At 61.7% G+C, this 25,241-nt stretch carries 22 protein-coding genes and 1 riboswitch; of the genes, 4 read left to right on the forward strand and 18 right to left on the reverse strand.

Annotated elements, in window-relative coordinates; genetic code table 11:
• Position 1: 1 nt before the first annotated feature.
• The 6 genes from V1475_RS18135 to V1475_RS18160 all read right to left on the reverse strand — a co-directional run bounded on the left by V1475_RS18135 (position 2) and on the right by V1475_RS18160 (position 8,341).
• Positions 2 to 907 (reverse strand): dihydroneopterin aldolase, encoded by a 906-nt coding sequence (locus tag V1475_RS18135; protein ID WP_434286443.1) that lies wholly within the window; start codon positions 905 to 907, stop codon positions 2 to 4.
• A 151-nt stretch (positions 908 to 1,058) separates the two neighbouring features.
• Positions 1,059 to 1,739: a cell wall hydrolase gene (locus tag V1475_RS18140; RefSeq protein WP_434286441.1), complete on the reverse strand. Its 681-nt coding sequence runs from the start codon at positions 1,737 to 1,739 to the stop codon at positions 1,059 to 1,061.
• A gap of 207 nt (positions 1,740 to 1,946) precedes the next feature.
• Positions 1,947 to 4,529: a putative PEP-binding protein gene (locus V1475_RS18145; RefSeq protein ID WP_479413857.1), complete on the reverse strand. Its 2,583-nt coding sequence runs from the start codon at positions 4,527 to 4,529 to the stop codon at positions 1,947 to 1,949.
• A gap of 99 nt (positions 4,530 to 4,628) precedes the next feature.
• Positions 4,629 to 6,857, reverse strand: coding sequence for a glycine--tRNA ligase subunit beta (glyS, locus tag V1475_RS18150; protein ID WP_479413858.1), 2,229 nt, complete (start codon positions 6,855 to 6,857; stop codon positions 4,629 to 4,631).
• Positions 6,858 to 6,860: 3 nt separating this feature from the next.
• A complete protein-coding gene (locus V1475_RS18155; RefSeq protein WP_479413859.1) occupies positions 6,861 to 7,388 on the reverse strand; it encodes a DUF6446 family protein in 528 nt (175 codons plus the stop codon).
• Positions 7,385 to 8,341: a glycine--tRNA ligase subunit alpha gene (locus tag V1475_RS18160; RefSeq protein ID WP_434286437.1), complete on the reverse strand. Its 957-nt coding sequence runs from the start codon at positions 8,339 to 8,341 to the stop codon at positions 7,385 to 7,387. Before V1475_RS18160 ends, V1475_RS18155 begins: the two co-directional genes overlap by 4 nt.
• Positions 8,342 to 8,581: 240 nt before the next feature.
• On the opposite strand from V1475_RS18160, the gene V1475_RS18165 reads away from it, so the two are divergent.
• The gene (locus V1475_RS18165) at positions 8,582 to 10,342 is read left to right on the forward strand and encodes a serine protease (RefSeq protein ID WP_479413860.1); all 1,761 of its coding nucleotides are present in this window, start codon (positions 8,582 to 8,584) and stop codon (positions 10,340 to 10,342) included.
• Positions 10,343 to 10,383: 41 nt separating this feature from the next.
• Here the strand turns inward: V1475_RS18165 and V1475_RS18170 are convergent, their stop codons facing one another.
• From V1475_RS18170 to metZ, 6 genes are all read right to left on the reverse strand, one after another.
• Positions 10,384 to 11,109: a hypothetical protein gene (locus V1475_RS18170; protein WP_479413861.1), complete on the reverse strand. Its 726-nt coding sequence runs from the start codon at positions 11,107 to 11,109 to the stop codon at positions 10,384 to 10,386.
• 31 nt (positions 11,110 to 11,140) lie between these two features.
• Positions 11,141 to 12,589 (reverse strand): TrkH family potassium uptake protein, encoded by a 1,449-nt coding sequence (locus V1475_RS18175; RefSeq protein WP_479413862.1) that lies wholly within the window; start codon positions 12,587 to 12,589, stop codon positions 11,141 to 11,143.
• 94 nt (positions 12,590 to 12,683) lie between these two features.
• Positions 12,684 to 14,120, reverse strand: coding sequence for a PepSY-associated TM helix domain-containing protein (locus tag V1475_RS18180; RefSeq protein ID WP_479413863.1), 1,437 nt, complete (start codon positions 14,118 to 14,120; stop codon positions 12,684 to 12,686).
• A 95-nt stretch (positions 14,121 to 14,215) separates the two neighbouring features.
• Positions 14,216 to 14,587: a hypothetical protein gene (locus V1475_RS18185; RefSeq protein WP_479413864.1), complete on the reverse strand. Its 372-nt coding sequence runs from the start codon at positions 14,585 to 14,587 to the stop codon at positions 14,216 to 14,218.
• Positions 14,588 to 14,692: 105 nt separating this feature from the next.
• Positions 14,693 to 15,808 (reverse strand): GTP cyclohydrolase FolE2, encoded by a 1,116-nt coding sequence (gene folE2 / locus V1475_RS18190; RefSeq protein WP_434286431.1) that lies wholly within the window; start codon positions 15,806 to 15,808, stop codon positions 14,693 to 14,695.
• 76 nt (positions 15,809 to 15,884) lie between these two features.
• Positions 15,885 to 17,069 (reverse strand): O-succinylhomoserine sulfhydrylase, encoded by a 1,185-nt coding sequence (gene metZ, locus V1475_RS18195; protein WP_479413865.1) that lies wholly within the window; start codon positions 17,067 to 17,069, stop codon positions 15,885 to 15,887.
• Between the two features lie 68 nt (positions 17,070 to 17,137).
• Positions 17,138 to 17,216: riboswitch (SAM riboswitch) on the reverse strand.
• Between the two features lie 129 nt (positions 17,217 to 17,345).
• On the opposite strand from metZ, the gene V1475_RS18200 reads away from it, so the two are divergent.
• Genes V1475_RS18200 through V1475_RS18210 form a run of 3 tightly spaced genes read left to right on the forward strand, consistent with a single transcriptional unit; the run spans position 17,346 to position 20,150 of the window.
• Positions 17,346 to 18,275, forward strand: a complete 930-nt coding sequence (locus V1475_RS18200; protein ID WP_479413866.1) for a DUF726 domain-containing protein — start codon at positions 17,346 to 17,348, stop codon at positions 18,273 to 18,275.
• Positions 18,276 to 18,315: 40 nt separating this feature from the next.
• Positions 18,316 to 19,032, forward strand: coding sequence for a glutathione S-transferase family protein (locus V1475_RS18205; RefSeq protein WP_479413867.1), 717 nt, complete (start codon positions 18,316 to 18,318; stop codon positions 19,030 to 19,032).
• 29 nt (positions 19,033 to 19,061) lie between these two features.
• Positions 19,062 to 20,150 (forward strand): alpha/beta hydrolase, encoded by a 1,089-nt coding sequence (locus tag V1475_RS18210; protein ID WP_479413868.1) that lies wholly within the window; start codon positions 19,062 to 19,064, stop codon positions 20,148 to 20,150.
• Positions 20,151 to 20,153: 3 nt separating this feature from the next.
• Here the strand turns inward: V1475_RS18210 and V1475_RS18215 are convergent, their stop codons facing one another.
• The 6 genes from V1475_RS18215 to ftsY all read right to left on the reverse strand — a co-directional run bounded on the left by V1475_RS18215 (position 20,154) and on the right by ftsY (position 25,226).
• Positions 20,154 to 20,783 (reverse strand): inner membrane-spanning protein YciB, encoded by a 630-nt coding sequence (locus V1475_RS18215; RefSeq protein ID WP_479413869.1) that lies wholly within the window; start codon positions 20,781 to 20,783, stop codon positions 20,154 to 20,156.
• A gap of 10 nt (positions 20,784 to 20,793) precedes the next feature.
• Positions 20,794 to 21,696: a DMT family transporter gene (locus V1475_RS18220; RefSeq protein ID WP_434286425.1), complete on the reverse strand. Its 903-nt coding sequence runs from the start codon at positions 21,694 to 21,696 to the stop codon at positions 20,794 to 20,796.
• Between the two features lie 68 nt (positions 21,697 to 21,764).
• Positions 21,765 to 22,559, reverse strand: a complete 795-nt coding sequence (locus V1475_RS18225) for an amino acid ABC transporter permease (RefSeq protein WP_479413870.1) — start codon at positions 22,557 to 22,559, stop codon at positions 21,765 to 21,767.
• A 24-nt stretch (positions 22,560 to 22,583) separates the two neighbouring features.
• Positions 22,584 to 23,378, reverse strand: a complete 795-nt coding sequence (locus V1475_RS18230; RefSeq protein ID WP_479413871.1) for a transporter substrate-binding domain-containing protein — start codon at positions 23,376 to 23,378, stop codon at positions 22,584 to 22,586.
• Between the two features lie 103 nt (positions 23,379 to 23,481).
• Complete coding sequence (locus tag V1475_RS18235) at positions 23,482 to 23,913, reverse strand: GNAT family N-acetyltransferase (RefSeq protein ID WP_434286422.1); 432 nt, start codon at positions 23,911 to 23,913, stop codon at positions 23,482 to 23,484.
• Positions 23,913 to 25,226, reverse strand: a complete 1,314-nt coding sequence (gene ftsY, locus V1475_RS18240) for a signal recognition particle-docking protein FtsY (protein ID WP_479413872.1) — start codon at positions 25,224 to 25,226, stop codon at positions 23,913 to 23,915. The genes V1475_RS18235 and ftsY overlap by 1 nt, the downstream gene beginning before the upstream one ends.
• Positions 25,227 to 25,241 lie beyond the last annotated feature (15 nt).

Here is a 25,241-nt window from a genome sequence, read left to right on the forward strand (position 1 = left end):
CTCAGGACAGCTCCACGTCCGCGTCGGGATCGCGGATCTCCACGCCCTCGATCTCAAGGGGTCCAAGGCTCACCACCTTAGTCGCCGACAACTCTTGCGCCAGCCACGCGACCATCTCCCCGATACCACCTTTCGGCCCATGCACCGCATCGAGCACCATTTTCGACGGTGCCCAGACCGAGATCTGATCGTGTTTCATCGCCCAATCGAGTTCCGTGCGGGTGGCGCGCACCACACATCGCGCATCGCGCCCGGCCAGAACCCAGGCATTCTGTTCCATCGCCAAAAGGTCGATCCGTCGCTGCGCCGCCTTATGCGCCGCTTTCGGCCAATCGCCCCCGGGCAGCCCCACGGTCAGGATCACCGGACGCGGATCGGCCTCGAGCGCATCGATCCATGCGGTGAGCTGCGCACTCGCCAAAGCCTCCGGTCCGAGATGCACGATCAGCGGATGCGGCACCGGGGCGTCCATCGCCACGGCGCGCCCGATCTGATCGGCGCTGCGCACGATCTCGACACCCAGAGCACCGGGGCCGCGGTCGAGCTTTTCGACCCGAACGAAGACGCGAAAGGCGCGCGGTTCGGTCAGGATACGCTCGGCAATCCGTTCGGCAAGGGTTTCCAAGAGGTTCAGGCGCTCGGCGGCAAGCTCCGTATGAATCGCCTCCGTCAACCGGTCATAGGACAGTATCCGGTCGACGTCGTCATCGATCGGCCCGGTGACCGGTGTCAACTCCACCACGATATTGAAGGACACGCGCTGGCGCACCCCGCGTTCGGCCTGAAACGCGCCGATCTCCACATCGACCACATGGTCGCGGAGCGAAATACGATCCAGCGGAGCGGCATCGGATGTGGCCAGAGCACGGGCCTCGGGGTGCTCGAAAGCCTGTCGAATTTCGGACATTGACGGTCCCTTTTTTGAAGCTTTGGCCTTTGCTACAGCTTTGAACACGCCGGGCCAAGACCGAAATGCCCGATGTCGGAACCGGGGGGCCGAACGGCAAAACCCCGCCGTTTTACCGGCGAGGCCTGAAACAATTCCGTGAGTTCATGCGTTACGCCTGCGGCATCCGATAGAACATGTGAACACCGATCTGCGCTGTTTTGGCAAAGCTGCGCGCCCAACGCGGGTTCACCGCGCGGGTATGGTAATGGGTCGCGCCCTGAGTGAGCGTGCGCGGCGCGCCGTCGAGCATCAGACGGGCGATCTTGCCGACCTGCTCATAGGCGGCTTTTTCGCGGATCACATCGGAATAGCCGTCACAGGTATAGGTGAACTGGCATTGGTATTTCTTGCCGGTGCCCTGATGGATCACACCGCAAACCGAGTTCGGAAAAGCCGGCGAGGACACGCGGTTGAGGATCACCTCGGCCACGGCGAACTGGCCTTTGACGCTTTCACCGCGCGCCTCGAAATAAAGCGCCTCGGAGAGACATTGCCATTCGGTGTCCCCGGTTGCGACCGGTCGGCTGTCGAGGAAGGCCTCTGTGTAGCTGATCGCGGGGGCAGAGGATTTCGGCTTGAAACTTTGCAGGAGCCGCTGGATCGCGTCCGTACCCGCCGTCTCAAGACCGTCACGCTCCTGATCGAGAAGCGCGTTCAGTTCCATACCGAGCACAGGGTTCGGATCGTTCGAGTGGCTCACCGTCACTTCGGCCTGCGCCGCGCCAGTCAGCGCGCAAAAACCGAGCGAGGCCAGAAGCGCGAACGCTTTGAGCCGAGCTGAGAAGTTCATAAGGGTTATCCCTCCATTGCGCCCCGAAAGCGGGGCCTCACGGGTGGTTTCGAGGGGCGGACATAGGGGGAAAACGCTCAAAGGTCTACCCCGGGGTGTCCAGAGCGGTTTCCAGAGCGTCAAGTCAAAGGCGAAAATCGGCCATCGCTTCGACAAAAATAGGCGGGGCTTCGCCTTTATTTTCAGCGCCTTGTCAAAAAACTGTGATCATTTTGCATCTGCGGCGACAAGCTGCGCCGCAGCAAGGCGTGCCACGGGCACCCGGAAGGGCGAACAGGAGACGTAATCGAAGCCCGCTGCCCGGCAAAAAGCGATTGATTCGGGGTTGCCGCCATGTTCGCCGCAAACCGCCACGGTCAACTCCGGGCGCACCTTGCGCCCCCGCTCCGCACCGATTTTCAACAGCTCGCCGACACCCTCGAAATCGAGTGTGTGGAAGGGGTCCTCGGGAAACACGCCCTGTTGCACATAGGCGTTCATGAAGCGTCCGGCATCGTCACGCGACAAGCCGTAGGCCATTTGCGTCAGATCGTTGGTGCCAAAAGACAGGAAGGCGGCGTTCTGGGCGATGTCACCCGCCCGCAACGCGGCGCGTGGCGTTTCGACCATGACCCCGAGACGATAGGTGAACTCTGCCCCGGTCTCGTTGCGCACAGCGGCGGCCACCCCGTCGATCTGGGTCTTCACGAGCTCCACCTCGCGCTTGGCGGAGACCAGCGGGATCATGATCTCCGGCACGATGGGCGCGCCATGTTTGCTGGCCTCGATCGTCGCCTCGAAAATCGCGCGGGCCTGCATCTCGTAAATCTCGGGGAAAGTGATCCCCAGACGGACCCCCCGCATCCCCAGCATCGGGTTGAATTCCGACAGCCATTCGATCCGGCGGGTCACATCGGAGAGCGGCAGATCAAGCGCCTCGGCCAGCTCCTTGGCCCCTTCCCTGTCGGAGGGCAGAAACTCGTGGAGCGGCGGATCGAACAGGCGAATGCAGACCGGAAGACCTTCCATGATCCGAAAAAGCTCAATGAAGTCAGATCGTTGCATCGGCAGGAGCCGCGCGATCGCTTCGGCCCGATCCTCGTGCTTCGCGGCAAAGATCATCTCCCGCATCACGGTCAGACGATCCCCCTCGAAGAACATATGCTCGGTGCGGCAAAGCCCGATGCCCTGGGCCTTGAAATTGCGCGCGACGGCGGCGTCCGAAGGCGTATCGGCATTGGCGCGCACCCCGATGTCGCGGATCGCATCGGCCCATTCCATCAGCGTCAAATACCAATGGTCTTTCACCGGCGGCAAAAGGCGCACCGCCCCCATCAACGCTTCGCCTGCAGACCCGTCGAGCGTCATCACATCGCCCTCTTCGAGCTTGCGCCCGTCCTCGAGCGTCAGCGTCCGTTCGCGGGAATTGATCCGGATCGAGGCCCCCACGACACAAGGCATGCCGATGCCACGCGCGATCACCGCCGCGTGCGAGGTCACACCGCCGCGCTCGGTCAGAATCCCGACCGAGGAATGCATGCCGCGAATGTCCTCCGGCGTGGTTTCGCGCCGCACGAGGATACAGGGCTCGCCGCGGGACTCATAGCTCTGCGCGACGGTGGAATTGAACACGATCCGCCCGACCGCCCCCCCCGGCGAAGCGGCAATGCCCTTGGCCAACACATCGCGGCTGTCCGTGGGGTCGACCTGCTGGTGCAGCAATTCGGTGAGCGAGCGCGCGGGAATCCGCAGGATCGCCTCCTCGCGCGGAATGATCCCGTCTTCGGCCAGTTGCACGGCAATGCGCAAAGCGGCCCGCGACGACCGCGGCACGCGCACCGCATCGAGGATAAAGAGTTTGCCCTCGGAAATGGTGAACTCGACCTGCATCTCCTCGCGCAGCCGCACCCGGCACAGACGGGTCATGTCCACGAGTTTGGCGAACAACGCGGGCTGTTCTTTCTCAAGAGAAACGCCGCGCTCATCCTTGGACAGGTACAACACGCCGCTGGCGCCCTTATTGAGCGCCGCACGGCCCTGTGCCTGACGCAGATAACGGCCTTTGATCACGGGGGCGCCGGTCTGCTCGTCGACAAGTTGCACCACGCCCGCACCGCTCTCCCCCGGTCCAAGGCCAAGCGCCATGCTCTGCACGATCAGACCGAGCCCGGCATCGGCAGGCGCGCCTTTCGCCTGACGCAAAAGCCGCGCAGTCGTCCCCTCCCAGGCGCGCGCCATGGAGCGCAGCACCTGACCGAGTTGGTGCGCCGGGTCTTGCGGAAACGGATCGCCGGTTTCGTCCTCATGCGCCGCGAGCGCCGATTTCAGCGCCTCGTGCACCGGAACCGATGTGTCGAATTCGAAAAGTTCCGGGTCGAGACGTTCGACATGTACGGCAAACGCCTGCACAAACCGAAGATACAGCGCATCTGCCGCCTCCGCCCCGTGGCTCACCGTAAGCTCCGCATGCCGGGCGTCATTCAGACCGATATTGAGGATCGCCCCGGGGCCACCCCAGTCGGGGTCCTCAGACGAGGGCCGCACGGACAACAAGGGCGCATCGCCAAACACGCGCAAAAGCGACTTCATATCAAAGGCTTGCCCCTCCGCCAAACGATGCACCGCATCGAAGGACAGGGCGACGGTTTCCGGCACGGGAAGGTCGAGGCGGATGAGACGTTGCAGGCATTTCGCCCGCCCGCCATGGGTATTGACCGCGATCGGAGCGACGCGGCGAATGCGGGTGAACCCGAGGATGTCGCTCTCTTGCTGCACTGCGGCACCTCCCTTTGACGGCACGCTACGCCGCATCGGGACGTGAGCGCAACCGTTAACCTTAACGGCCCTCAGAATTGGCGAGAAACCGTTGCCGTAAGGTTAACACGACAACGGGCCAGCCCCTCGGGAAGATCAGCTCTCGATCCGCGTCAGATCGGCGACCGACAGGCAAATTTCGCGGATGCGGCCCAAAAGATTGAGACGGTTGCGCCGCACGATCTCATTGTCGGTGTTGATCTGCACCGCCTCGAAGAACGCATCCACAGCAGGCCGCATATCGGCCATGGCGGACATCGCTGCGGTGAAATCTTCGGCCTGCATGGCCGGTTTGATCGCCGCCGAGGCGGCGTCCAAAGCGGCGAACAGCGCCTTCTCCTCATCCGTTTCGGCAAATTTCACATCCGGGCCAAAGCTGTATTCAACCCCGTCCTTCTCCTCGGCCTGCGTCAGAATATTGTTGGCGCGTTTGAAGCCTTGGATCAGGTTGGTGCCATTTTCGGTGTCGAGCATCGCCTGCAACGCACGGGCGCGTTTGACCAGCAGCGTGATGTCATCATTGCCCGGCATCGCCAAACAGGCGTCGATCACGTCGTGGCGAATGCCCTCGTCTTTGAGGAAGACCTTGAGACGGTCGTGGAAGAAGGAGAGAAGGTCGTCGGACGTGTCCGGCACGGTTCCCGCGACGGCCTTGACCGCGTCTTTCTGACCCTCGGAAAGCTTGTCGGAAATTGCATCGAAAGCGGCCCCGAAGACGCCATGCTCAGCAATCTCGTCGAGGATTTCCTTCAGCGTGTCGATGATGCCGTCATTCTCATCCGCCGCAGCGATTTTATGTGCCAGAAGCTGGGCGTCGATAAAGCGATCGAGGCTCATGCGCACATCATTGGTGATCAACAACCGGATCACCCCAAGCGCCGCACGACGCAGCGCGAACGGGTCTTTCGAACCGGTGGGCTTCTCGTCGATGGCCCAGAAGCCTGTCAAAGTGTCGAGCTTGTCGGCCAGTGCGACAGAAACCGAAACCGGATCGGTCGGCACATCGTCGGAGGGGCCCAGCGGCGAATAGTGATCGCGGCATGCGTCTGCCACGGCGTCGGACAGACCGGCGATCTTGGCATAATAGCGCCCCATGATCCCTTGCAGTTCCGGAAATTCATAGACCATCTCGGAGGACAGGTCGGCCTTGGCGACTTTCGCGGCCGTTGCGGCCTCCCCGGCGTCGGCCCCGACGATGGGTGCGATGTCAGACGCCAAAGCGGCGATGCGTGCGATGCGCGCGCCTTGCGAGCCGAGCTTGTTGTGGAAGGTCACATGGGCCAAGGGCGCGGACATGGCTTCCATGCCTTCGCGCTCGACCGTGCGCACATCGTTTTCCCAGAAGAATTTCGCATCCGACAGACGCGCGGACAGCACCTTTTGGTTCCCGGCCAAAATCGTCGCGCCATTGTCGGCGGTCTCGCGGTTCGCCACGGTGACGAATTTCTCGATCCGGCCCGTTTTCGGGTTTTTCACGGAGAAGAATTTCTGGTGCTCTTTCATAGAGGTCTGCAAAACCTCCGGCGGCAAGCCGAGGAAGTCCTCGCCAATCTCGCCCATCAGCACGACAGGCCATTCGACCAGACCGGCAACCTCTGACAAAAGCCCTTTGTCGTCAACGACCTCCAGCCCCTGCGCAAAGGCTTGGTTGGTGGCGTCGTGCCAAATATGATCGGCGCGCTCTTGCGGATCGAGCACGACAAAATTCTGTTTCAGCTTGGCGGCGTAATCGTCGAAAGACGTCACCTTGAAGCTGCCTGCGGACATGAAACGATGCCCCCAGACGGTGTTGCCGGACACGATCCCGTCGATGTCGAGCGGCACCACTTCGGCGCCGTCTTCCCGGCTCATCAGGCAGACAATGGAATGCAGCGGACGCACCCATTTCAGGCTCCCCGCCCCCCAGCGCATGGATTTCGGCCAAGGGAAATTGCGCACCGTGGCCTCAAGCACCTCGGCCACGATCTCGGCGGCCGGACGGCCAGGGCGGGTGATCTTGGCGAAATAGACCTGACCCTTTTTCTCGTCGCGAATCTCAAGGTCGTCTTTCGTCACCCCGGCCCCGCGCAGGAAGCCTTCGAGCGCTTTCTCGGGCGCGTCGGCGCGCGGACCTTTGCGCTCCTCGACCGTGGTCGGAGAGGCGTCCAGAAGCCCCTCAATCGACAGGGCCAGACGGCGCGGTGTCGCAAACGCGCCCGCCGAGGCATAGGTCAAACCGGCCTCGACAAGACCGTTCGTCACCAGAGATTTCAGGTCCTCGGACGCACGTTTCTGCATCCGGGCCGGGATTTCTTCGGAGAAAAGCTCGATCAGCAAGTCAGCCATGGGTCAGTTTCCTTCAGGGGCGGGCGGACAGCCCGCAGGCGCGGGTTTGCCGTCGAACACGGCCTCCCCGCAACGGTTAGCTTGGGTCCAGGCATAGCCGTGACCGTCCGGGTAGACGGCAATCACACGGTCGAAGCCATAGGTGATATTCTCTTCGCCCATAAAGGCGACGGCACGCCCCGCCTCGAGATCGGCCCCGATGCGTTTCGCGTCGAAACACGAAAACCACGAGGGCGCGATCAGCGGCGACGGGCGGTCGTAGGGCCGAAACGTCTCGGTCATCATCGCCACGGAAAGCGGGGTGGTGAAACAGGCCCTGAACTTGAGCGGCGAGGTGTCCGCGTCGATGCCCTCGAAATTCTCGGCGAGGATGTCCTCGGACAATCCCGCAAAACTGGTCGCATGGATCGCGGCGGCGGGAGCCGAAGCTTCCAGCCGGTCGTAATAGGCATAGACCTGCGTGTAATACAGGCCCGCTCCGAACACGAGTGCGAGCACCACGATAAACCCTGCGATCAGCTTGCCATTCATGCGGTCTCGACCTCGGGGGTCCAACCGCCCGCCGTCGTTTGCACAAACGCATCGGCACAGGCCTTGGCCAGCGCGCGCACCCGCCCGATATAGGCCTGGCGTTCGGTGACGGAGATCACGCCCCGCGCATCGAGCAAGTTAAAGAGATGCGAGGCCTTGATGCACTGATCATAGGCCGGATGGACCATGATGATGCGCTTGCCGGTTTTCGGGTCTTCAGCAGGGTTGGCCAAAAGCGCATGGCACTCGGCCTCCGCCTCTTCGAAATGCTTCAGGAGCATCTCGGTGTTGGCGGCATCGAAATTGTGCCGGGAATATTCTTCCTCGGTCTGCTTGAACACATCGCCATAGGTCAGCGGGATCGGCGATTGCGGATCGTTGAACGGCATGTTCATCACATGGTCGATGCCGAGAACGTACATCGCCAGACGCTCAAGCCCATAGGTCAGCTCGCCCGAAACCGGTTTGCAATCATGGCCGCCGACCTGTTGGAAATAGGTGAACTGCGACACTTCCATGCCATCGCACCACACTTCCCAGCCAAGCCCCCAGGCGCCCAGCGTCGGGCTTTCCCAGTCGTCTTCCACGAAACGGATGTCATGCAGATCGGTGTCGATGCCGATGGCTTTCAAGGACCCGAGATAGAGGTCCTGCAAATCCGGCGGCGACGGTTTGATCAGCACCTGATACTGATAGTAATGCTGCAAACGGTTCGGGTTCTCGCCATAGCGCCCGTCGGTCGGACGGCGGGACGGCTGAACATAGGCCGCAGCCCATGCGGTCGACCCCAAAGAGCGCAGCGTCGTGGCCGGGTGAAAGGTCCCCGCGCCCACTTCCATGTCATAGGGTTGCAAAATCGCGCAACCTCGCGACGCCCAATAGCTCTGGAGCCGCAGGATGATCTCCTGAAACGAGCGCGGTTTTTCGACATTCTCGGAGGGGGACTGGGACATGGGGTCTTTCGCCAATTCTGATGGTCAAACGCGGGCACATCCCTAGCGAGGCCCGGCGGGGGCGTCAATGACAAGGCGGGCCGCGCAGGGCTCTCGATGCCGATTTCCCGGCAGTTTTACATCACATGCCCGCCATTTGCCCCCTTGTCCCCCCACAGCATGTTGACCTCACCGTCAAACCTGTTTTCTTAAGCCACAATATAAGGGCCGAATGGCCTGCAGGACATGTAAAGGGTTTTCATGAAAAGGTCTCTCGCCGTTGCCCCGCTGGGGCTCGCTGCAACGTTGCTGCTTTCCACCGCGCTCCATGCCGAACAATGGATTCAGATCGAAGCGCAACCCTCCCTGACCGAGGCCACCGAGGCCGCGCGCGGCTATGCCGGTCGCCTGCCGAATGTGGTGGGCTTTGAGCTTCCGGGGCGCTGGAACGCCATCGCGCTCGGTCCCTACGCGACCGAGGCCGAAGCCGAAGCCGCCCGCCTGACACTTCGCGCGCAGGGCATGATCCCCGGCGACAGCTACCTGACCGACGGCACCCAGTATCGCCAGCCGTTCTGGCCCGTGGGCGCAACGGTGTCGACGCTCCCCGCCGCGATTGCGCCGGAGGCTGCCGCACCGGCTGAGACCGAGGCCGCGATGCCGGTCGAGGACATTCCGTCCGTTCTCCCCGATGAGACCCCCGCCGAAGCCCGCGCCTCCGAGCGCGCGCTCACGCAGGCGGATCGCGAGGCGCTTCAGACCGCGCTGAAATTCGCGGGCGTTTACAGTTCCGGGATCGACGGCGCCTTTGGCCCCGGCACCCGCCGCGCCATGTCCGACTGGCAGGCGCTCAAGGGCTATGACATCACCGGCGTGCTGACCACGCAGCAACGTGCCGAAGCGCTCGGGGCCTATCAGGCGGTGATCGACAGCCTCGGCATGGCGCCCGTGGCCGATGAGGTGGCGGGGGTGACGGTCTCCCTGCCGCTGGGGCTTGTGGAGTTCGATGCCTACGCGCCGCCCTTCGCGAAATACAAATCCAAGGACGGCTCCGGCGTTCAGGTCATGCTGATCTCGCAAACCGGCGACGAGGCCACCTTGGGCGGGCTTTACGAAATCATGCAGACGCTTGAGATTGTGCCGATGGACGGCCCCCGCACCCGCGACAGCAAATCCTTTTCGCTGACCGGCACGAATTCAAACATCACCTCCCACACAGAGGCGCGTCTGGTGAACGGCGCGGTGAAGGGCTGGACCCTGATCTGGCCGACGCCCAAAACCACGGATGACGAAACCCGCCATCAGATGGCCCTCGACGCGATGCAATCGACCTTTGCGACGCTCGACGGCGTGCTCCCCGACGCGTATGGCGAAGGGGCGGCGCAGGACATCGACCTTCTGGCCGGGCTCGACATTCGCCGCCCCGAAAAGGCAGGCTCCGGCTTCTACGTCGATGACAAAGGCGCGGTTCTCACCTCCGCCGATCTCGTGGCCTCCTGCGCCAAGATCACCATCGACGACGGCTATGAGGCCACGGTCACCGCGACCGAGGACGGCATGGCGCTTTTGACCCCGGTCGAAGCCCTTGCCCCCCTGAGCGTCGCCAAATTCGACAGCCAGTTGCCGCGTCTTCAGTCCGAGGTCTCCGTGTCGGGCTATGCCTATGCCGGTCGTCTCGATGCGCCGACGCTCAATTATGGCCTCTTGGCCGAGCACAAGGGCCTGTCGGGCGAAGACGACCTTTTGCGTCTGGCGATGACCACGCTTCCGGGCGAGGCCGGTGGGCCGCTTTTGAACTCCTCCGGGGCTGTGATCGGCATGCTCGCGGCCAAAGACGCCATCCCCGAGGCCCAGGCCCGCAGCCTGCCCGAGGATGTCGCCTTTGCCTATGACATGGAAAAGATCGCGGGCTTCCTGTCGGGCCATGGCGTCACCGTCTCGGCCTCCGACAGCGCCACCTCCGACGCAGATCTGGTGCGCATCGGGCGGGACCTCACGGTTCTGGTAAGCTGCTGGAACTGAGCCTTTCAAACAATCCTGATAAAGCCCCGTTCCGCGGGGCTTTATTTTTTCTGGGCGACCGCGCGCCGCAGAAGCGCCAAAGCCGCCTGATCCGCCTTGCCCTTGGTCAGCCAAGCGAGCGCAAAGATCCAGATCCCCACGGCCTCGCCCCAGAACACCAGATTGTGTGCCGCGACAAACGCCTCCGCCCCGCCCCAGCGCGCCATGGCAAAAGCCCCGGCGATCCCCGCCAGAGCCACGAGAATGCCATAGCCGCAGGCCTTGTAGATATAGGGACGCACACGGCTTTCGGTCTTGGGGAATTGCACGAGGCAAAACACGACGAGGCAGAGGAAAAACACCAGCGCTGCGATGTTATGCACCCAGGAGGACCCGCCGACGCCGATCAGCTTTTGTGTCACCGTTTCCTCCGGCGGCGTACATTGCGCCATGCCCTCCGGCGGGATGCAATCGGCCAGCGATGGGAAGAAGGCCACGAGCAATGCGGAAATCCCCGCAACCGAGGCCAGCACCTGATCGGAGAAGGTCTCGTCCGAGCGGCGCGGATAGCCCTTGTAGGTGATCAGGAACACGCCAATGGCGGCGAGCGATCCGGTGAACACCTCGCGCAGAGGCGAGAAGAAGAAATTCGACACGCTGTCGCGCAAAGCATGTTCGAGCCCCATGCCTCCGACGATCAGCACGGCCGGCAGAAACAAGGCGATCACGCCCAGCGCCTGCCGCACCCGGTAGAAGCTCATCACATGCGGATCACTGTCGTCCCCCATGGCCATCCCTTTCAACGCGCGGTTGAACGGATTATGCCCGCCAGAACCGGATGGTGAAAAGAGCGAAAACCGACATGACCTCGAGCCGCCCGATCAGCATGGCGATGGCCAGGATCCATTTCGCCGGATCGTTGAGCGTCGCGAAATTGCCCGCCGGGCCGATGATGTCCCCCAACCCCGGCCCGACACAGGCTAGAGCCGTCGCAGCCCCCGAGATCGCGGTGATGAAATCGAGCCCGGTCGCCGCCAGAAGCACCGAAGTCACACCCAGCGTCACGATGAAGAACGAAAAGAACGCCATGACGGAGGACAGCACGTCTTCGGTCACCGGATGCCCTTGGTAGCGGGGCGTAAAGACACCGTTGGGGCTGTGGATCTTGCGGATTTGCGCCCGCATCGAGGCCCACAAAAGCTGATAGCGAAAAATCTTGACCGAACAGGCGGTCGACCCCGCGCAGCCGCCGATCAGACCGATGAAGAAAAACGCCACCGCCGGAAACGCGCCCCAGAGCTGATAATCCGTCGAGGCAAACCCCGTGCCCGAAATGATCGAGGTGACATTGAACAGGCCTTCGCGAAAGGAATGTTCGAAATGGTCCTGATTCACGATCAGCCGATAGATGGAAAAGACAATCGCCAGCCCGAAAATGATGATCAGATAGGCATGGATCTGCGTGTCCCGCCACATCGGCCGCGCGGTCCCGGCCAGAAGCTGCACATAGCGCACAAAGGGCAGTGAGGCGAGGATCATGAAGACGGAAGAGACATATTCCGCAGGGCCTTGGAACGCCCCGAAAGACGCGTCCCGTGTCGAAAACCCGCCCGTGGACAAGGTCGTGAGCGCATGGTTCAACGCATCGAAAATGTTCATGCCCACAAGGAGATAGGCAAGGAAACAGGCCACCGTCAGGGCGATATAGATCACCGAGATGCGCGCCGCGATCTCACCCGCGCGCGGCAGAACCTTGCCATCCGTGTCAAAGGCCTCGGTGCGAAACACCTGCATGCCGCCCACCTTGAGTTCCGGCAGAAACACCATCGCCACGACGATGATCCCGACACCGCCGAACCATTGCAGCATCGAACGCCACAAAAGAATGCCCGCGGGCAGATCGTCGAGCCCCGTGAACACCGTGGCTCCGGTGGTGGTCACCCCCGACATCGCCTCGAAAAACGCATCGGTCAGATTGGCCTCGGTCGCGCCCAGAATGAAGGGAAGCCCCCCGAACAGCGGCAGGATCAGCCAGATCAGCGTGGTCAAAAGAAACATCTGCCGGATCGACAGGCCCTGTTGCTGACCGTTCTGGGTGGCAAGCGCCAAAGCCGCGCCGACCACGAAAGTGATGACGCCCGCGCGAAAGAACACATGCCATTCGCCCGACCCCGTCAAAAGGTCCACCGCCATGGGAATCGCCATCGTCAGCCCGAGGAGGCCGACGAGCGTTCCGATCACATATCCGACTGGCCTCAAATCCGTCATGGGGCCAAGGCTTGGCCGCGCACGACGGGCAAGTCAAGCGCAGAAAAGCCGCGCATGGCCGGGGCATCCCACACCGGCCATGCGCAAGATCGCCTTACAAAAGCGCTCGTTTCAAAACCGGCACCCGGCTGACCACCAGCCAATCGAGCAACAACACCGCCAAAAGCGTCAGCCCCGCCATCGGAAAGGCAAAACACAGTAGCAACCCAAGCGCCACAGCCCCCTTCCAGAGCGGCATGTTTTGCGGCATTGGCGGCGGCGCGATGCGCAGGCTGCCCGCGGGACGGCGTTTCCACCACATCACCGCCCCCGAGACACAGAGAAAGACAACCAACAGGCAGTAGACCGTGTTGAACACAATCGACCACCAGCCAGCGGTCCCCATGTGAAGCGCCATGCCCACGGCCATCGCCTTGCCCGGCACGGAATACTCCGCGAACTGCACATCGGCGAGAATCTTGCCGCTGTATTGGTCGAGATGCAGCGTCCGATCCGACAGCGGGTCCGTGCTATCGAGGCTCATCGAGTCACGCGTCATCGTCCAAACGCCTGTATCCGACTGCGGGAAGGCCAGGCGATAGCGATGGTCGAACCCCAGCGCCCGCGCATAGGCGTCCACCGTGTCGAACGTCACCGGAAGCCCTTCGGCGATCCCGTCAGCCCCCGCCAGGGACCCCGACGCCGGAAGCGGCGTCTGCTCCAAGGCCCATGGCATCAACTTGTAACCGGGGTTCAGATCGCCATGGGTCTTGTCGGACAGCGGCGCGCCCCATTTCTCCGCCGGGAACGTGGACCACGCCTGAGTCAGACGGTCCCCCCAGATGCCGGACCATGCCAGACCGGAGAGCAGGAAAAAGGTCAGAAACACCGACATCCAGATCCCGACAGTGGCATGCAGCGTTTTCCAAAGCGCCCGACCACGGGCCTTCAAATTCGGGATCAGAGCGGTGCGGAGCCCACCGCCCCGCCGCCACCAGAGATAAACCCCGGTGACGATGAGAATGATCCCCAAAGAGGCCGCGATCTCGATCAGCCGGTCGCCCAGCGTGCCGATCATCAGCTCGCCATGAATATTTTCGAAAAACTGATACCACCCTTCGCGGCGCGGAAAGGTTTCGACCACCTCCGCCGTGAACGGGTTCACCGCCGCCATGATCTGACCGTGATCGGTGTCGATGCGGAACAGCGCCACCGTGTCACCCTTCACCGGCGCGATATATTCGAGAAGGTTCCCCCCCGGCACAGCCGCCAACGCCGCCTCGGCCTGCATCGACACCGGCACAGTGCTCTCTGGCGCGGTTATCTCTGCGCTGCCTTCTGCGGCGGTGATATAAATATATTCCCCGTCACGCCCCTCAATGACGGAACTCCACATGATGCCAAGCCCGGTGAGGGCCAGCATGATGAGAAACGGGATGACATAAAGTCCGGCATAGAAATGCCAGCGCCACGCGGCGCGATAGAATTTGGCGGCATTGCCTGCCGTGTCCTGCGTCTCTTGCGGCGCAGGTGATTGATCGAGTGCGACCATGGTCTCACGTCCTTTCATGGCCTGACGGGCGCGCAGCACAGCATGGTGCGGCCCGGCTCAGGTCGGAATTGTTTTGATGATGTCTCTGGTAGAGGTCAGGAAAGGATCATCGAGACCGGCGGCGCACGCGGAAACCGCTGGACATAGGGCGCAGCACGGCCCGGCACCTCGTCGGGCTTCGGGTAATCCGCCAGATCCTGCGCCGCAAGATAGGGATCGGCCAGTTCCATCCCCGTCACCACCGGCGCCATATTGGCCAGCGGACAGGGCTGTGACTTGGCATCTTTATGCTCGATCGGATTGCCATCCGCATCGAGCGTAATGGTCTGAAGCCCGTCGCCGGTACAGATCACGATGACCTGTGTGCGGATGAGGCCAAGCTCCGCCAGCAGGGCCGAAGATCTCGGCCCCACGATCCCGAGCAACAGCGCGAGAAGCAGGAGAGGACGCAGCAGTGCGAAAACCATGCCCCCACTTACCCTGAGGTCAAGCGCCACGTCCAGCGGTCAGATCCTGCCCGACGGAAGTCCGACAAAAGTCCGACGCTTATCCGACAGCTTTAGCCGTCAGTTTTAACCGACGTGGAACAGCGTCGAAAACAGCTTCGGATCGAGGCTCTGCGCGGCAAAGGTTTCGCCCTCTGTCAGCACCGACACCGCATCATGGGAGTGCAGACTTTCCTGATGGCTCGCGACGATCCGAAAGTCCCCGATCCGCCGGTCGTTCTCCAGCGCTTCAGAGAACAGCCGCGCCGCATCCTCAACGAAAATCGGGTTGGCCGCGTTCAGTTCGGCAAAGGCCTGTTCGTCCTCGCGCTTCACCATCACCTGTGTCTCCGTCGGGATCGCTTTGCGGCACAGGTCGATCAAATCCTCGAACCAGAGCGTGTCCGGCTGGTTCTTCACCTCGACCGAAATCCGCGCCACGGAGCGCTGCGAATGCGGGGTTGCAAGCTGATGCCGCGTACGGCGGGCATGTTCGGAAAGTTCAAGAGAACAGGGGCAAGTGGAGCTATAAACATAGTCCAGATGCATGATTTCTGTCATTTTTCCGCCCTGCTCCACCAACTCCAGCGCGATGTCGTAATACTGATAGCCCGCAAGACCGGAGCGCAGGGATTGTCGTTTCACCGGAAAGGAAAAGCGCATCTGAATGCGGGCATCGAAACTGTCGAGATCGCTTTGGTAATCCCTGAGCGCCGCTTCGATCACGTCAAAGGAAAAGCTCCGCTCCGCGTGTTTGTAAAACGAGCGCATGATCCGGGACATGTTGATGCCCTTCTTCTCCGCCTCAAGGCTCACGGTGCCGGTGACGGAGGTTTCAAGCGTCAGATCGCCCCCACCGTTCAAACTGTCGCGGGTTTTGAAGCGGATCGGCAGGCGAAAATTCGAGATACCGACATGCTGGATCTGCCGTTTTGCGCCTTTGATCAGACTTTCCGGACCGTTTTGCAGGTCCGGAAGGCCTTCTTTATAGGCCTCGGACACCTCGAAATCTTCCGGGTAAGCCCGCCGCAACGCTGGATAATTTGCAAAATCATCGGCTTCGGGCAAAAGCCGCGCAATGGCCGGATCAAGCTCCGCCACCTCGGTCGGCGTCGCCTTGACCGCCCAGTCACGCAATGTCGCCAAAGCCGCCTCAGCGGCGGCCCTGTCGTTCTTGTCGAGATCGCTCGTCTGTATGTTCATGCGCAAACCCCTTCCGTTGGCCCTCATATAGGAGGTTCTCAGAGATTTACCAATACGAAGGAGATTTGCCTCTGGGTTAAACCGCCTTGAGCGCGTTCAGGATGTCCGCAACGATGTCGTCCGTATCCTCAAGCCCCATCGACAGCCGCACAAGCCCGTCCGTCAGCCCAAGCTCCGGGCGTTTCTCCACCGGCACGTTTTTATGCGTGGTGGTGCAGGGGTGGGTCGCGATGGATTTGGCATCGGCGAAATTGTTCGAAAGCGTGAAGACTTCCAAAGCGTTGAGGAATTTGAACGCCGCCTCCTTGCCACCCTTGAGATCGACGGTGATCACGGTCCCAGCCGCTTCGGATTGCGATTTTGCCAGCTCGTATTGCGGGTGCGATTTGTAGGACGGGTAGCGGACGGAGGCCAAGGCAGGATGCCCGTCGAGCGCCTCGCAGAGCTTCATCGCCGTCGCCGCCTGTTGCCGCACACGCAGATCGAGCGTGTCGAGGGATTTGAGCTGAATCCAGGCATTGAAGGGCGAAATCGCCCCGCCGGTATGCTTGATATACATCTCGACCGGGCCACGGATCAGGTCTTTGTCGCCCGCGATGATGCCGCCCAGACACCGCCCCTGCCCGTCCACATGTTTGGTCGTGGAATAGATAATCAGATCCGCGCCCGCTTCCTTGGCGTAGGAAAAAATCGGCGTACACATGGCGTTGTCCACCACCACCAGCGCACCGACGGCATGAGCCAGTTCGGACACGGCCTTGAGGTCGATCACCTCAAGCGTCGGGTTCGAAATGCTCTCGCAGAACACCGCCTTGGTGTCGGGCCGGATCGCCGCCTTCCATTCGTCGAGGTTCTTGCCATCGACCAGCGTGGTCTCGACGCCGAATTTCGGCAGCACTTCGGTGACGATATAGAGGCAAGAGCCAAACAGCGCCTTCGAGGACACCAAATGATCGCCCGCCTTGAGGATCGACATCAAAGCGCCCGCGACGGCGGCCATGCCGGAGGCGGTCGCAAACGCGTCCTCGCAGCCCTCGATCGAGGCCATCCGGTCCTCGAACATCCGGGTCGTCGGATTGCCGTAACGAGCGTAGATAAATTCGTCGTCGCCGGGAGAGACAAAACGTGCTTCCGCCTCTTCGGCGGTCTCGTAGACAAAGCCCTGCGTCAGAAACAGCGCCTCGGAAACCTCGCCATAATGTGAGCGGCGGATGCCATCGTGAATAAGTTTGGTACGGGTTTTCCAGTTTTTTTGGGTCATTGTGATCCCTTTCGCCATTCCTAATCCCCATTCGATCAAGGGCTGGGCACGGCGGGTTCTGACCAACCCGGTGTCTCGTCCTGACCTCTTTAGCGGTGTTTTTAACGTGGCCCGCAATCCGGAGAACAAATCGCCACATGGGGCGTGGGGTACAAACCCTGCGACATTCTGTCAACAGCGCCCGCCCCCGTTAATAAAGATTCACCGCCCTGTCGCAGCATCGTGACACTCCCCGCGCATCTTCGCGCGCGAGCAAAGCCATCAGAGGCGGGTCCCATGCCCCTTTTGAAGATCAACGCCGAAGGTCCCTTTTTGCCGCCCGAGACCCGTGTGCGGCTTCGCCAAGCGCTCGACGCCACACCTAAAGGCGCGCCGGTGGTGATCTGTATCCATGGCTACAAGTTCTCGCCACAGATCGCGGCGCATGACCCGCACGATCATATCCTCGCTCTCGATCCCGGCCTCAACTCGCGCAAGGTGCTAAGCTGGCCGCGCGCGCTTGGCTTTGGCACCGGGACGGCGCAGGAGGGCCTCTGCATCGCGCTCGGCTGGGAAGCGCGCGGCACGATCTGGCAGGCTTACGACATGGCACGGCAGACAGGGGAGGCCTTGGCCCGGCTGATCTGGAAAATGGACCGCCCCGTGCAACTCATCGGCCATTCGCTCGGCGCGCGGGTGATCCTCTCCGCCCTGCCCCGCCTGCCTGAGGACACGGTGCAGCGCGCGATCCTCCTGGCCGGGGCGGAGTTCCGATCCACTGCGCTGCATGCGCTTGAGAGCGAGGCCGGGCGCACCGTGGAGATTCTCAACGTCACCTCACGGGAGAACCGGATCTACGACCTGATGGTCGAGATGGCCCTGCGTCCCGATCACGGGGCGTCGCGTACGCTCGGCGCCGGGCTTGGCGAGCTGCGCCGCAATTGGTGCGATCTGGCGATCGACAAGGCGCAGGCACGGGCGACGCTCGCCCGGCTAGGCTATGCGGTTCCCGCCCCCGACCGTCGCGTGTGCCATTGGTCGCCCTATCTGCGCGAGGGGCTGTTCGATCTCTACCGTGTGGCTCTGCGTGTGCCGGAACGCCTGCCGCTTGCACTGTTGCAGGAAACATTACAGCCGCTCACATCCTCGGCCCCGCCCCGATCACGATGGCGTGCGCAAGAATCTGTCGCTTCGCCCTTGTCCTTTTCGCGCAAAGCGTCATCCTGACGCGCATCAAACATCCGGATGACTGCACGGGCCCTGACAGATGATCGAAACCCCCATCACGCTTTACTACTGGCCAACGCCGAACGGCTGGAAAATCTCTATCGCGCTCGAAGAGATGGACCTGCCCTATGAGGTGAAACTCGTGAATATCGGCAAAGGCGAGCAATTCGACCCCGAATTCCTCAAAATTGCGCCGAACAACCGCATGCCCGTAATTGTCGATCCCGAAGGCCCCGGCGGGCGACCGATCTCGATTTTCGAAAGCGGGGCGATTCTCCAGTATCTCGCGCGCAAGCATGACAAGTTCTATGGCGGCGGCGAACGCGACCGCACCGTGGTCGATCAATGGCTGATGTGGCAGATGGGCGGGCTTGGCCCGATGGCCGGTCAGGCGCATCACTTCCTGAGTTACGCGCCCAATATGGAGCCACCGAACGACCTGCCCTATGCGAAAAACCGTTACCGGAGCGAGGTTGCCCGGCTTTACGGCGTGCTCGACCGGCGGCTGGCGGAGGAGGAATTCGTCGCGGGCGATTTCTATTCCATTGCCGATATGGCGATCTGGCCTTGGGCCTCTTTGTGGGAAAAGCAGGAACAGACGCTCGACGACAAACCGCATCTGAAACGCTGGATCGCGCGCATCGCCTCGCGCCCCGCCGTACAGCGTGGTCGCGCTCTGGCTGCGGAAAAGCGCACGGATGCCGCCCAGGACAAGGATGCGCAGAAGGTGCTGTTTGGCCAAGGGACCCAAAAGTGATTTTAACCCGGCGGGAGATGGTTCTGGGCATGAGCGCGCTCGCTTTGAGCGGGTGTTCCGTCCCGAAAATGATTATCCCGCCGGATCTTGCCGAAATCCCCGTTGCCCGGAAGCGGGAGCTTTTGGTGGTGATCAACCGACAGATCTCCGCCACGCAAGGCCTCGAGTTCGACAGTCTGCGATCTGACAAGATGTTCTATTGCGATTATGGGATTTCCGTCCCGGAGGAGCGTAAACCGGGTGAGTTTTCCTTCCCGAAAACCCGGCTCGATCCCAAGCGCGAGTTCTTCGTCACCGAAAGCACGCATTTCGATGCGGAGCGCGCGTTTCTAGACCGTCTCAATACCCGGCTCGACGCCCTGCCCCGAGGCGAGCGCAATGTCGTGCTCTTCGTACATGGCTACAACGTCTCCTATCCCGGCGCGGTGTTCCGCGCGGCACAGATCGCCACAGATTTCGCGCTCGACCAGCCCATGGTGTTGTTCTCATGGCCCTCCGCCGGGCGACTGTCGCGCTATGCCTACGACCGCGATTCCGTGCTCTATGCCCGCACAGCACTGGCCGAAACCCTGCGCCTGCTGAGCCGCAGTCGCGCCGAGAATGTCATGCTGCTCGCGCATTCCATGGGCGGGCTACTGGCCATGGAGGCGCTCAAACGGCTGGCCCTGCAAGGCGACCGCAGGACATTGTCCCGCCTGATCGGCGTGGCCCTGGTGCAGCCCGACATCGACGTCGATCTGTTCCGCCGTCAAATGCAGGACCTGCGCCCCTATGATGTCGATCTTGTGGTCTTCGCCTCGCGCCGGGACCGGGCGCTCAAGATTTCCGCCGTGCTGACCGGTGGACATCCACGGGTCGGCGAGGCCGAGAACATCGAAGAACTGCGCAGCCTTGGCGTGCTGGTGATCGACACCTCCCATGCCCCGATGGGCGATCCGCTTGGCCATATGGCCCTGATGCGCTCGCCTGCGCTTCTGGCGATGATTTCTTCGGGGGAACTGGTCGAGCGCATCGTGTCCGGTGCGCCCGGACAGGATATTCTGATCGACGGGCTGAGCCTCACCGGCAAGGCGGCGCTGGCGGTGGCTTACCTGCCCTATACGCTGACCGGAAGCTGAGACCTATTCCGCCGCATCCTTGTCGGCGGCTTTCTCTTCGGTCGAATACCGTGCCATAAGCCCTGACTGGCTCATGAAAAACGCAAGCATGGCGATGGGCAGGCCGAAGGTCTTGAACTTGACCCAGCTGTCCGTGGTCATCGTGCGCCAGATCGCCTCGTTCGCGACGGCCAGCCCAAAGAAGAACAGCATCATGCGAAATTCGAGCTTGCGCCACCCCTCGGCATCCAAGGGCATGACCTCGCCCAGAACCAGCGAGAGATAGCTTTTCGAGCGCAACAGGCCGAGGCCCAGAATGGCCCCGAACATGATATAAATCATCGTCGGCTTCATCTTGAAGAAGCGCTCGTCATTGAGCCAGATGGTCAGCCCGCCGAACACCACGACCAGCACCAGCGTCATGACCTGCATCGCCGACAGCTTGCCGGTGAGCTTCCACAGCGCCAGCGTCGAGAGCGCCAGAAGCGGGATGAACACCGCCGTCATGACGATAAACCCGGAATACTCTGCGCCCCCGATCATAAACGTATGATCCCGCAGCGCGATATAGCCCGCGAAAAACGCAAGAATCGGCCCCATTTCCAGCGCCGGTTTGATCCAGGGTTTCATCTGTTTTTCAGAATGCTCGGACATGCGTTTCCCCTTAGCCACCCATCTCAACTATGACCGCGCCGAGCGCAATCAAGGCCATGAGGGACAATCTTCTCGGCCCCACCTTTTCGCCCAGCACGATCCAGCCGATCAGGGCGGCAAAGACGGTCGAGGTTTCCCGCAGCACGGCGGCCTCGCCCACGTTGTCGAGCCTGGTGGCGAGCATGATACAGCCGAAGGAGAAATAGGCCACGATCCCGCCGAAGAACCCCTTGATCGCCAAGGGGGCAAGGTCGGGTTTGTATTCCATATTCTTGTAGCGCAGAAACGCCACAACCGGCATCACCAGCCCGTCGAGGAAGAAGAACCACGCGAGGAAGGTGAACGGATCGGCGGTGGCGCGAATACCATAGGCGTCATAGGTGGTGTAAAGCGCAACGAACGCGCCGGTCAGCACGGCCAGCATCAGGGCGGGCACCATGGTTTCGCGACCGACCGTGATGGTGCGCAGGTTGTAGAGCGCCAGCCCGAAAATCCCGGAGAGCAGCACCAGAACGCCGAGCCATTGGATCAGCGTGAAATGTTCACCGAACACGAACCCCGCCCCGATCACCGCAAAAAGCGGCCCGGAGCCCCGCACCACCGGGTAAACGACCGTATAGGCGCCCTTGGTATAGGTGTAGCCCTGCGCGATCTTGTAGCCCATATGGATCAGGAACATGCCCGCGAAGATGATCCACATATGCGGTTCCGGCCATGGCACGACGAAGAGCGCAAAGGGCGCCGCCATGATGCAATAGAAAAAATCCATCGCACCGCGCGACAACCACGGGTCATGCTTGCCCTTTTGCAACGCACCAAACAGCGCATGCAGGAACGCCGCCATCAGCGCCAGAATCAGCGCCGCATGGTGGCCCGTTTCGGTGCCTTCAAGGGACAGGATGAAATCGCTCATGTCCCCCTGCTATCCCCCGTCCCGTGACAAGTCCAGAGCGTGAAACTGCACAGCAACCTGCGCATCGCTCAGGAGGACCGGTCGCGCAGGTGTCGCTCCAGTCGCCGGAGCGCCAGAGACAGCGAAATGGTCATCATCAGATACAAAAGCGCGACCACGTTATAGGTTTCGAAATAGCGGAAATTGCCCGCAGAGGTCACCTTGCCCAGTTGGGTGATGTCGGTCACGCCCAGAACGGACACGAGCGAGCTGTCCTTGATCATGGCGATGAAATCATTGCCCAATGGCGGCAGAACCGTGCGCAGCGCCTGCGGGAAGACGATCAGGCGAAACCTGAGCCAGCCGTTGAGACCAAGCGCCTCGGCGGCCTCGATCTGGCCCTTGTCGACGGACAAAAGCCCGGCGCGAAACACCTCGGCGATGAAGGCGGAATAGCCGAGGGTCAGCGCAATGATCGCCCGCCACATCAGGGAAAAATCCCGCGTCCGGAGCGGATCGAAGCCCAACGGCACGGTCACGGAATTGATCAGCGTGACCACCATCGGCGCAATCACAAAGGCCACATAGAGCAACAAAACCAAGATCGGCACGCCGCGCACCACCTCGGTGTAAAACCGCGCGATCTGGCGCAAAACGATAAAACGCGACAGCGAGGCGGTGGCCAGAAACAGCCCCAAAACGGTTGCCAAAGCAAAGGCCACAAGCGTAACGAAGACCGTCACCCAGATGCCTTTCGACAATGTTGTCAACACCTTGGCGTAGAGATCATCGGCGATCACCCGATACAACAGGTAACCGCCCAAGAGGATCAGCGCCACAAGCCACCAGGGAAAGTCTTTCGACCCGTCCGCCGGTTTGCGCATTCGGGTCTTCGCAGGTCGCAAGCCTTATTCACCCATCTTGTAGTCGAGGAACCATTTGGTATTGAGCGCGTCGATCGTGCCGTCGTCCTTCATCGCCGCAATCGCGGCGTTGATCGGGGCGACCAGATCGGAGCCTTTCGGGAAGATGAAGCCGAAATCCTCGGTGCCGAGTTTCTCGCCAACGATCTTGAGCGCACCGTCCGAGGCCGCGACATAGCCATTGCCCGCCGTGCCGTCGGTCAGCACCAGATCGACATCGCCCGCACGCAGCGCCTGCACACAGGCGCCGAAGGTCTCGAACAGCTTCACGCGCGGGTTGGCTTCGTCACCATCGAGCACATCATAGACGCCGACGTAAAACGGCGTGGTGCCGGGCTGGGCGGCAAACAACAGGTCCGGATCGGCGGCAAAAGAGGCGGCATCGGTGAACCGAGTTTCGTCGCCCCGCACCAGCATGACCATTTCGGAACGCATGTAAGCATCTGAGAAATCCACCATTTCGGCGCGATCTTCGCGGATGGTGATACCGGTCATGCCCATGTCGTACTGACCTTCGGACACCGCCGGGATCATCGCGTCCCAGGAGATGTTTTCATAGTCCAGAGTGGCGTTCAGCCGCTTGGCGATCTCCGCCATCGCATCGTATTCCCAGCCCACAGCCGCGCCCGAGCCATCCATAAATTGCAGCGGTGGATAGGCGTTTTCCGTCACAACAACGATCTCGCGCCCACCCAGATCGGGCAGATCGGCGGCAAAGGCGGCGGCAAACGGTGCGGCGACGGTAACGGCGGCAAGCGCCAGAGCGGAAAGGATTTTCATGAACGACTCCCTGAGATGTTTCCCCGGAGCTTAACCTCTCAGCCCGCTTTGGCAACGGATCGCCCCGCCCCGGTGCGCGGCCCCCGGACGGGCTGCCCGAAATTCAGGCGGCGCGCGGGCCGTCGCCGCGCATCAGCCCCGGCATATCGGAATAGGGATTGGGCACAAGCATGCCATCCGTGGCCTCGATAAACGCATAGGCCGGATCGAGATAGCCCGCGTTGATCAGCGCCTCTTCGAGCGTGCGCACCACGAAATCGGTGCGATATTCCGGCAAAACGCCCATGCCCCAAATGCGCGCCGGGCGATCTTCGCGCTCCGGATCGACAACGAGCATCGCGGTTCCGACCAGACGCGCCCCATCGACCACGACCATCTCGGAATAAAGCTCGCGATCCTCGGGCCAGTCCTCGTCGGTTTCCTCCGGGCAGACCGGATAATCGAAGAACAACTCCTGCATGGCCTCGCGACGGGCCACGGGATCGCCGCCCGACACCCAGCTGTTCGGGCCGATTGCGTGCAGAATTTCGAGCATCAAACCTCCAGACCCATCAGGGCCGCGGCAAATTCCTCGGGATCGAACGGCGCAAGATCGTCAATCTGTTCGCCCACCCCGATCGCATGGATCGGCAGGCCGAATTTATCGGCCAGGCTCACCAGAACGCCACCGCGCGCGGTCCCGTCGAGTTTCGTCATCACAAGGCCGGAAACATCCGCGAGCTTCTGGAAGGTCTCGACCTGCGAAAGCGCGTTCTGCCCTGTTGTGGCGTCGAGCACAAGCAGAGTGTTGTGCGGCGCGGTTTCGTCTTTCTTGCGGATCACGCGGACGATCTTGGCCAGTTCCTCCATAAGATCCTGCCGGTTCTGCAACCGTCCCGCCGTGTCGATCATCAACAGATCGGCGCCGCTTTCCTGCGCCTTGGTCATCGCATCAAAGGCGAGGCTCGCCGGGTCCGATCCCTCGGGCGCGGTCAATACCGGCACACCGGCGCGTTCGCCCCAGACCTGCAATTGCTCGACGGCTGCGGCGCGGAACGTATCGCCCGCCGCGATCACAACGGATTTGCCCGCCGCTTTGAATTGCGACGCGAGTTTGCCGATGGTGGTGGTCTTGCCGGAGCCGTTCACGCCCACGACCAGCACCACCTGCGGCGTTTTCTGATAGAGCGGCATGGGTTTCGCCACCGGCTCCATGATCCGCGCCACTTCGCGCGCCATCAACCGTTTGATTTCTTCGACCGACAGCTTCTTACCATAGCGCCCCTCGGCCATGGCGGCGGTCACGCGCATGGAGGTCTCGACCCCCATATCGGCGGTGATCAACAGCTCTTCGAGTTGCTCCAGCATGTCGTCATCGAGCACCCGGCGCGTGACGGTCTTTTGTTCCTTGCGGCCCAGAAGACGGCCGAGAAAGCCGGATTTCATCGCCTCTGCGGGCGCTTCGATCACATTCTCAACAGGGATGTCCTGCGGCATCTCGACCCGAGTTTCCACCGGAGTTTCAACCGGCATTTCAATGGGCGCAGGCGCAAGATAGGGCTCTGGCGCAACCGGCAGCTCTTGCGGCACATCCGAGGGCACCTCGTCCGGGCGCGGCGTGGGCGTGATCTCAGGAACGACCTCTGGCTCAATTTCAGGAACAGGCTCCGGGACAATCTCCGGTTCCGGCTCAGGGATTGGCGTGGGTTCCGGCTCTGGCGTCTCAACTGCAACTTCAACCGCAGTGTCGACAAAAGCCTCCTCGACACCGCTTTCCTCGCCGCCATCCTCGACAATGGCTTCCAGCCCCTCGTCGATCTTCGACGAAGATTTCATCAGACGGGATTTGAGTTTCGAAAATAGCGACATAGGGCCTCCGTTCCT

The organism is Celeribacter sp. SCSIO 80838, from assembly GCF_056498065.1.

Excerpts from the sequence above, each read along its gene's own strand:
- V1475_RS18140 (WP_434286441.1), bottom strand. The coding sequence starts at position 1,739 with ATGAACTTCTCAGCTCGGCTCAAAGCGTTCGCGCTTCTGGCCTCGCTC.
- V1475_RS18160 (WP_434286437.1), bottom strand. The coding sequence starts at position 8,341 with ATGTCCCAGTCCCCCTCCGAGAATGTCGAAAAACCGCGCTCGTTTCAG.
- ftsY (WP_479413872.1), bottom strand. The coding sequence starts at position 25,226 with ATGTCGCTATTTTCGAAACTCAAATCCCGTCTGATGAAATCTTCGTCG.
- V1475_RS18230 (WP_479413871.1), bottom strand. The coding sequence starts at position 23,378 with ATGAAAATCCTTTCCGCTCTGGCGCTTGCCGCCGTTACCGTCGCCGCA.
- V1475_RS18135 (WP_434286443.1), bottom strand. The coding sequence starts at position 907 with ATGTCCGAAATTCGACAGGCTTTCGAGCACCCCGAGGCCCGTGCTCTG.
- V1475_RS18200 (WP_479413866.1), top strand. The coding sequence starts at position 17,346 with ATGCCCCTTTTGAAGATCAACGCCGAAGGTCCCTTTTTGCCGCCCGAG.
- V1475_RS18220 (WP_434286425.1), bottom strand. The coding sequence starts at position 21,696 with ATGAGCGATTTCATCCTGTCCCTTGAAGGCACCGAAACGGGCCACCAT.
- V1475_RS18180 (WP_479413863.1), bottom strand. The coding sequence starts at position 14,120 with ATGGTCGCACTCGATCAATCACCTGCGCCGCAAGAGACGCAGGACACG.
- V1475_RS18235 (WP_434286422.1), bottom strand. The coding sequence starts at position 23,913 with ATGCTCGAAATTCTGCACGCAATCGGCCCGAACAGCTGGGTGTCGGGC.
- V1475_RS18165 (WP_479413860.1), top strand. The coding sequence starts at position 8,582 with ATGAAAAGGTCTCTCGCCGTTGCCCCGCTGGGGCTCGCTGCAACGTTG.
- V1475_RS18170 (WP_479413861.1), bottom strand. The coding sequence starts at position 11,109 with ATGGGGGACGACAGTGATCCGCATGTGATGAGCTTCTACCGGGTGCGG.
- V1475_RS18185 (WP_479413864.1), bottom strand. The coding sequence starts at position 14,587 with ATGGTTTTCGCACTGCTGCGTCCTCTCCTGCTTCTCGCGCTGTTGCTC.
- metZ (WP_479413865.1), bottom strand. The coding sequence starts at position 17,069 with ATGACCCAAAAAAACTGGAAAACCCGTACCAAACTTATTCACGATGGC.
- glyS (WP_479413858.1), bottom strand. The coding sequence starts at position 6,857 with ATGGCTGACTTGCTGATCGAGCTTTTCTCCGAAGAAATCCCGGCCCGG.
- folE2 (WP_434286431.1), bottom strand. The coding sequence starts at position 15,808 with ATGAACATACAGACGAGCGATCTCGACAAGAACGACAGGGCCGCCGCT.
- V1475_RS18205 (WP_479413867.1), top strand. The coding sequence starts at position 18,316 with ATGATCGAAACCCCCATCACGCTTTACTACTGGCCAACGCCGAACGGC.
- V1475_RS18210 (WP_479413868.1), top strand. The coding sequence starts at position 19,062 with ATGAGCGCGCTCGCTTTGAGCGGGTGTTCCGTCCCGAAAATGATTATC.
- V1475_RS18225 (WP_479413870.1), bottom strand. The coding sequence starts at position 22,559 with ATGCGCAAACCGGCGGACGGGTCGAAAGACTTTCCCTGGTGGCTTGTG.
- V1475_RS18145 (WP_479413857.1), bottom strand. The coding sequence starts at position 4,529 with ATGCGGCGTAGCGTGCCGTCAAAGGGAGGTGCCGCAGTGCAGCAAGAG.
- V1475_RS18215 (WP_479413869.1), bottom strand. The coding sequence starts at position 20,783 with ATGTCCGAGCATTCTGAAAAACAGATGAAACCCTGGATCAAACCGGCG.
- V1475_RS18175 (WP_479413862.1), bottom strand. The coding sequence starts at position 12,589 with ATGACGGATTTGAGGCCAGTCGGATATGTGATCGGAACGCTCGTCGGC.
- V1475_RS18155 (WP_479413859.1), bottom strand. The coding sequence starts at position 7,388 with ATGAATGGCAAGCTGATCGCAGGGTTTATCGTGGTGCTCGCACTCGTG.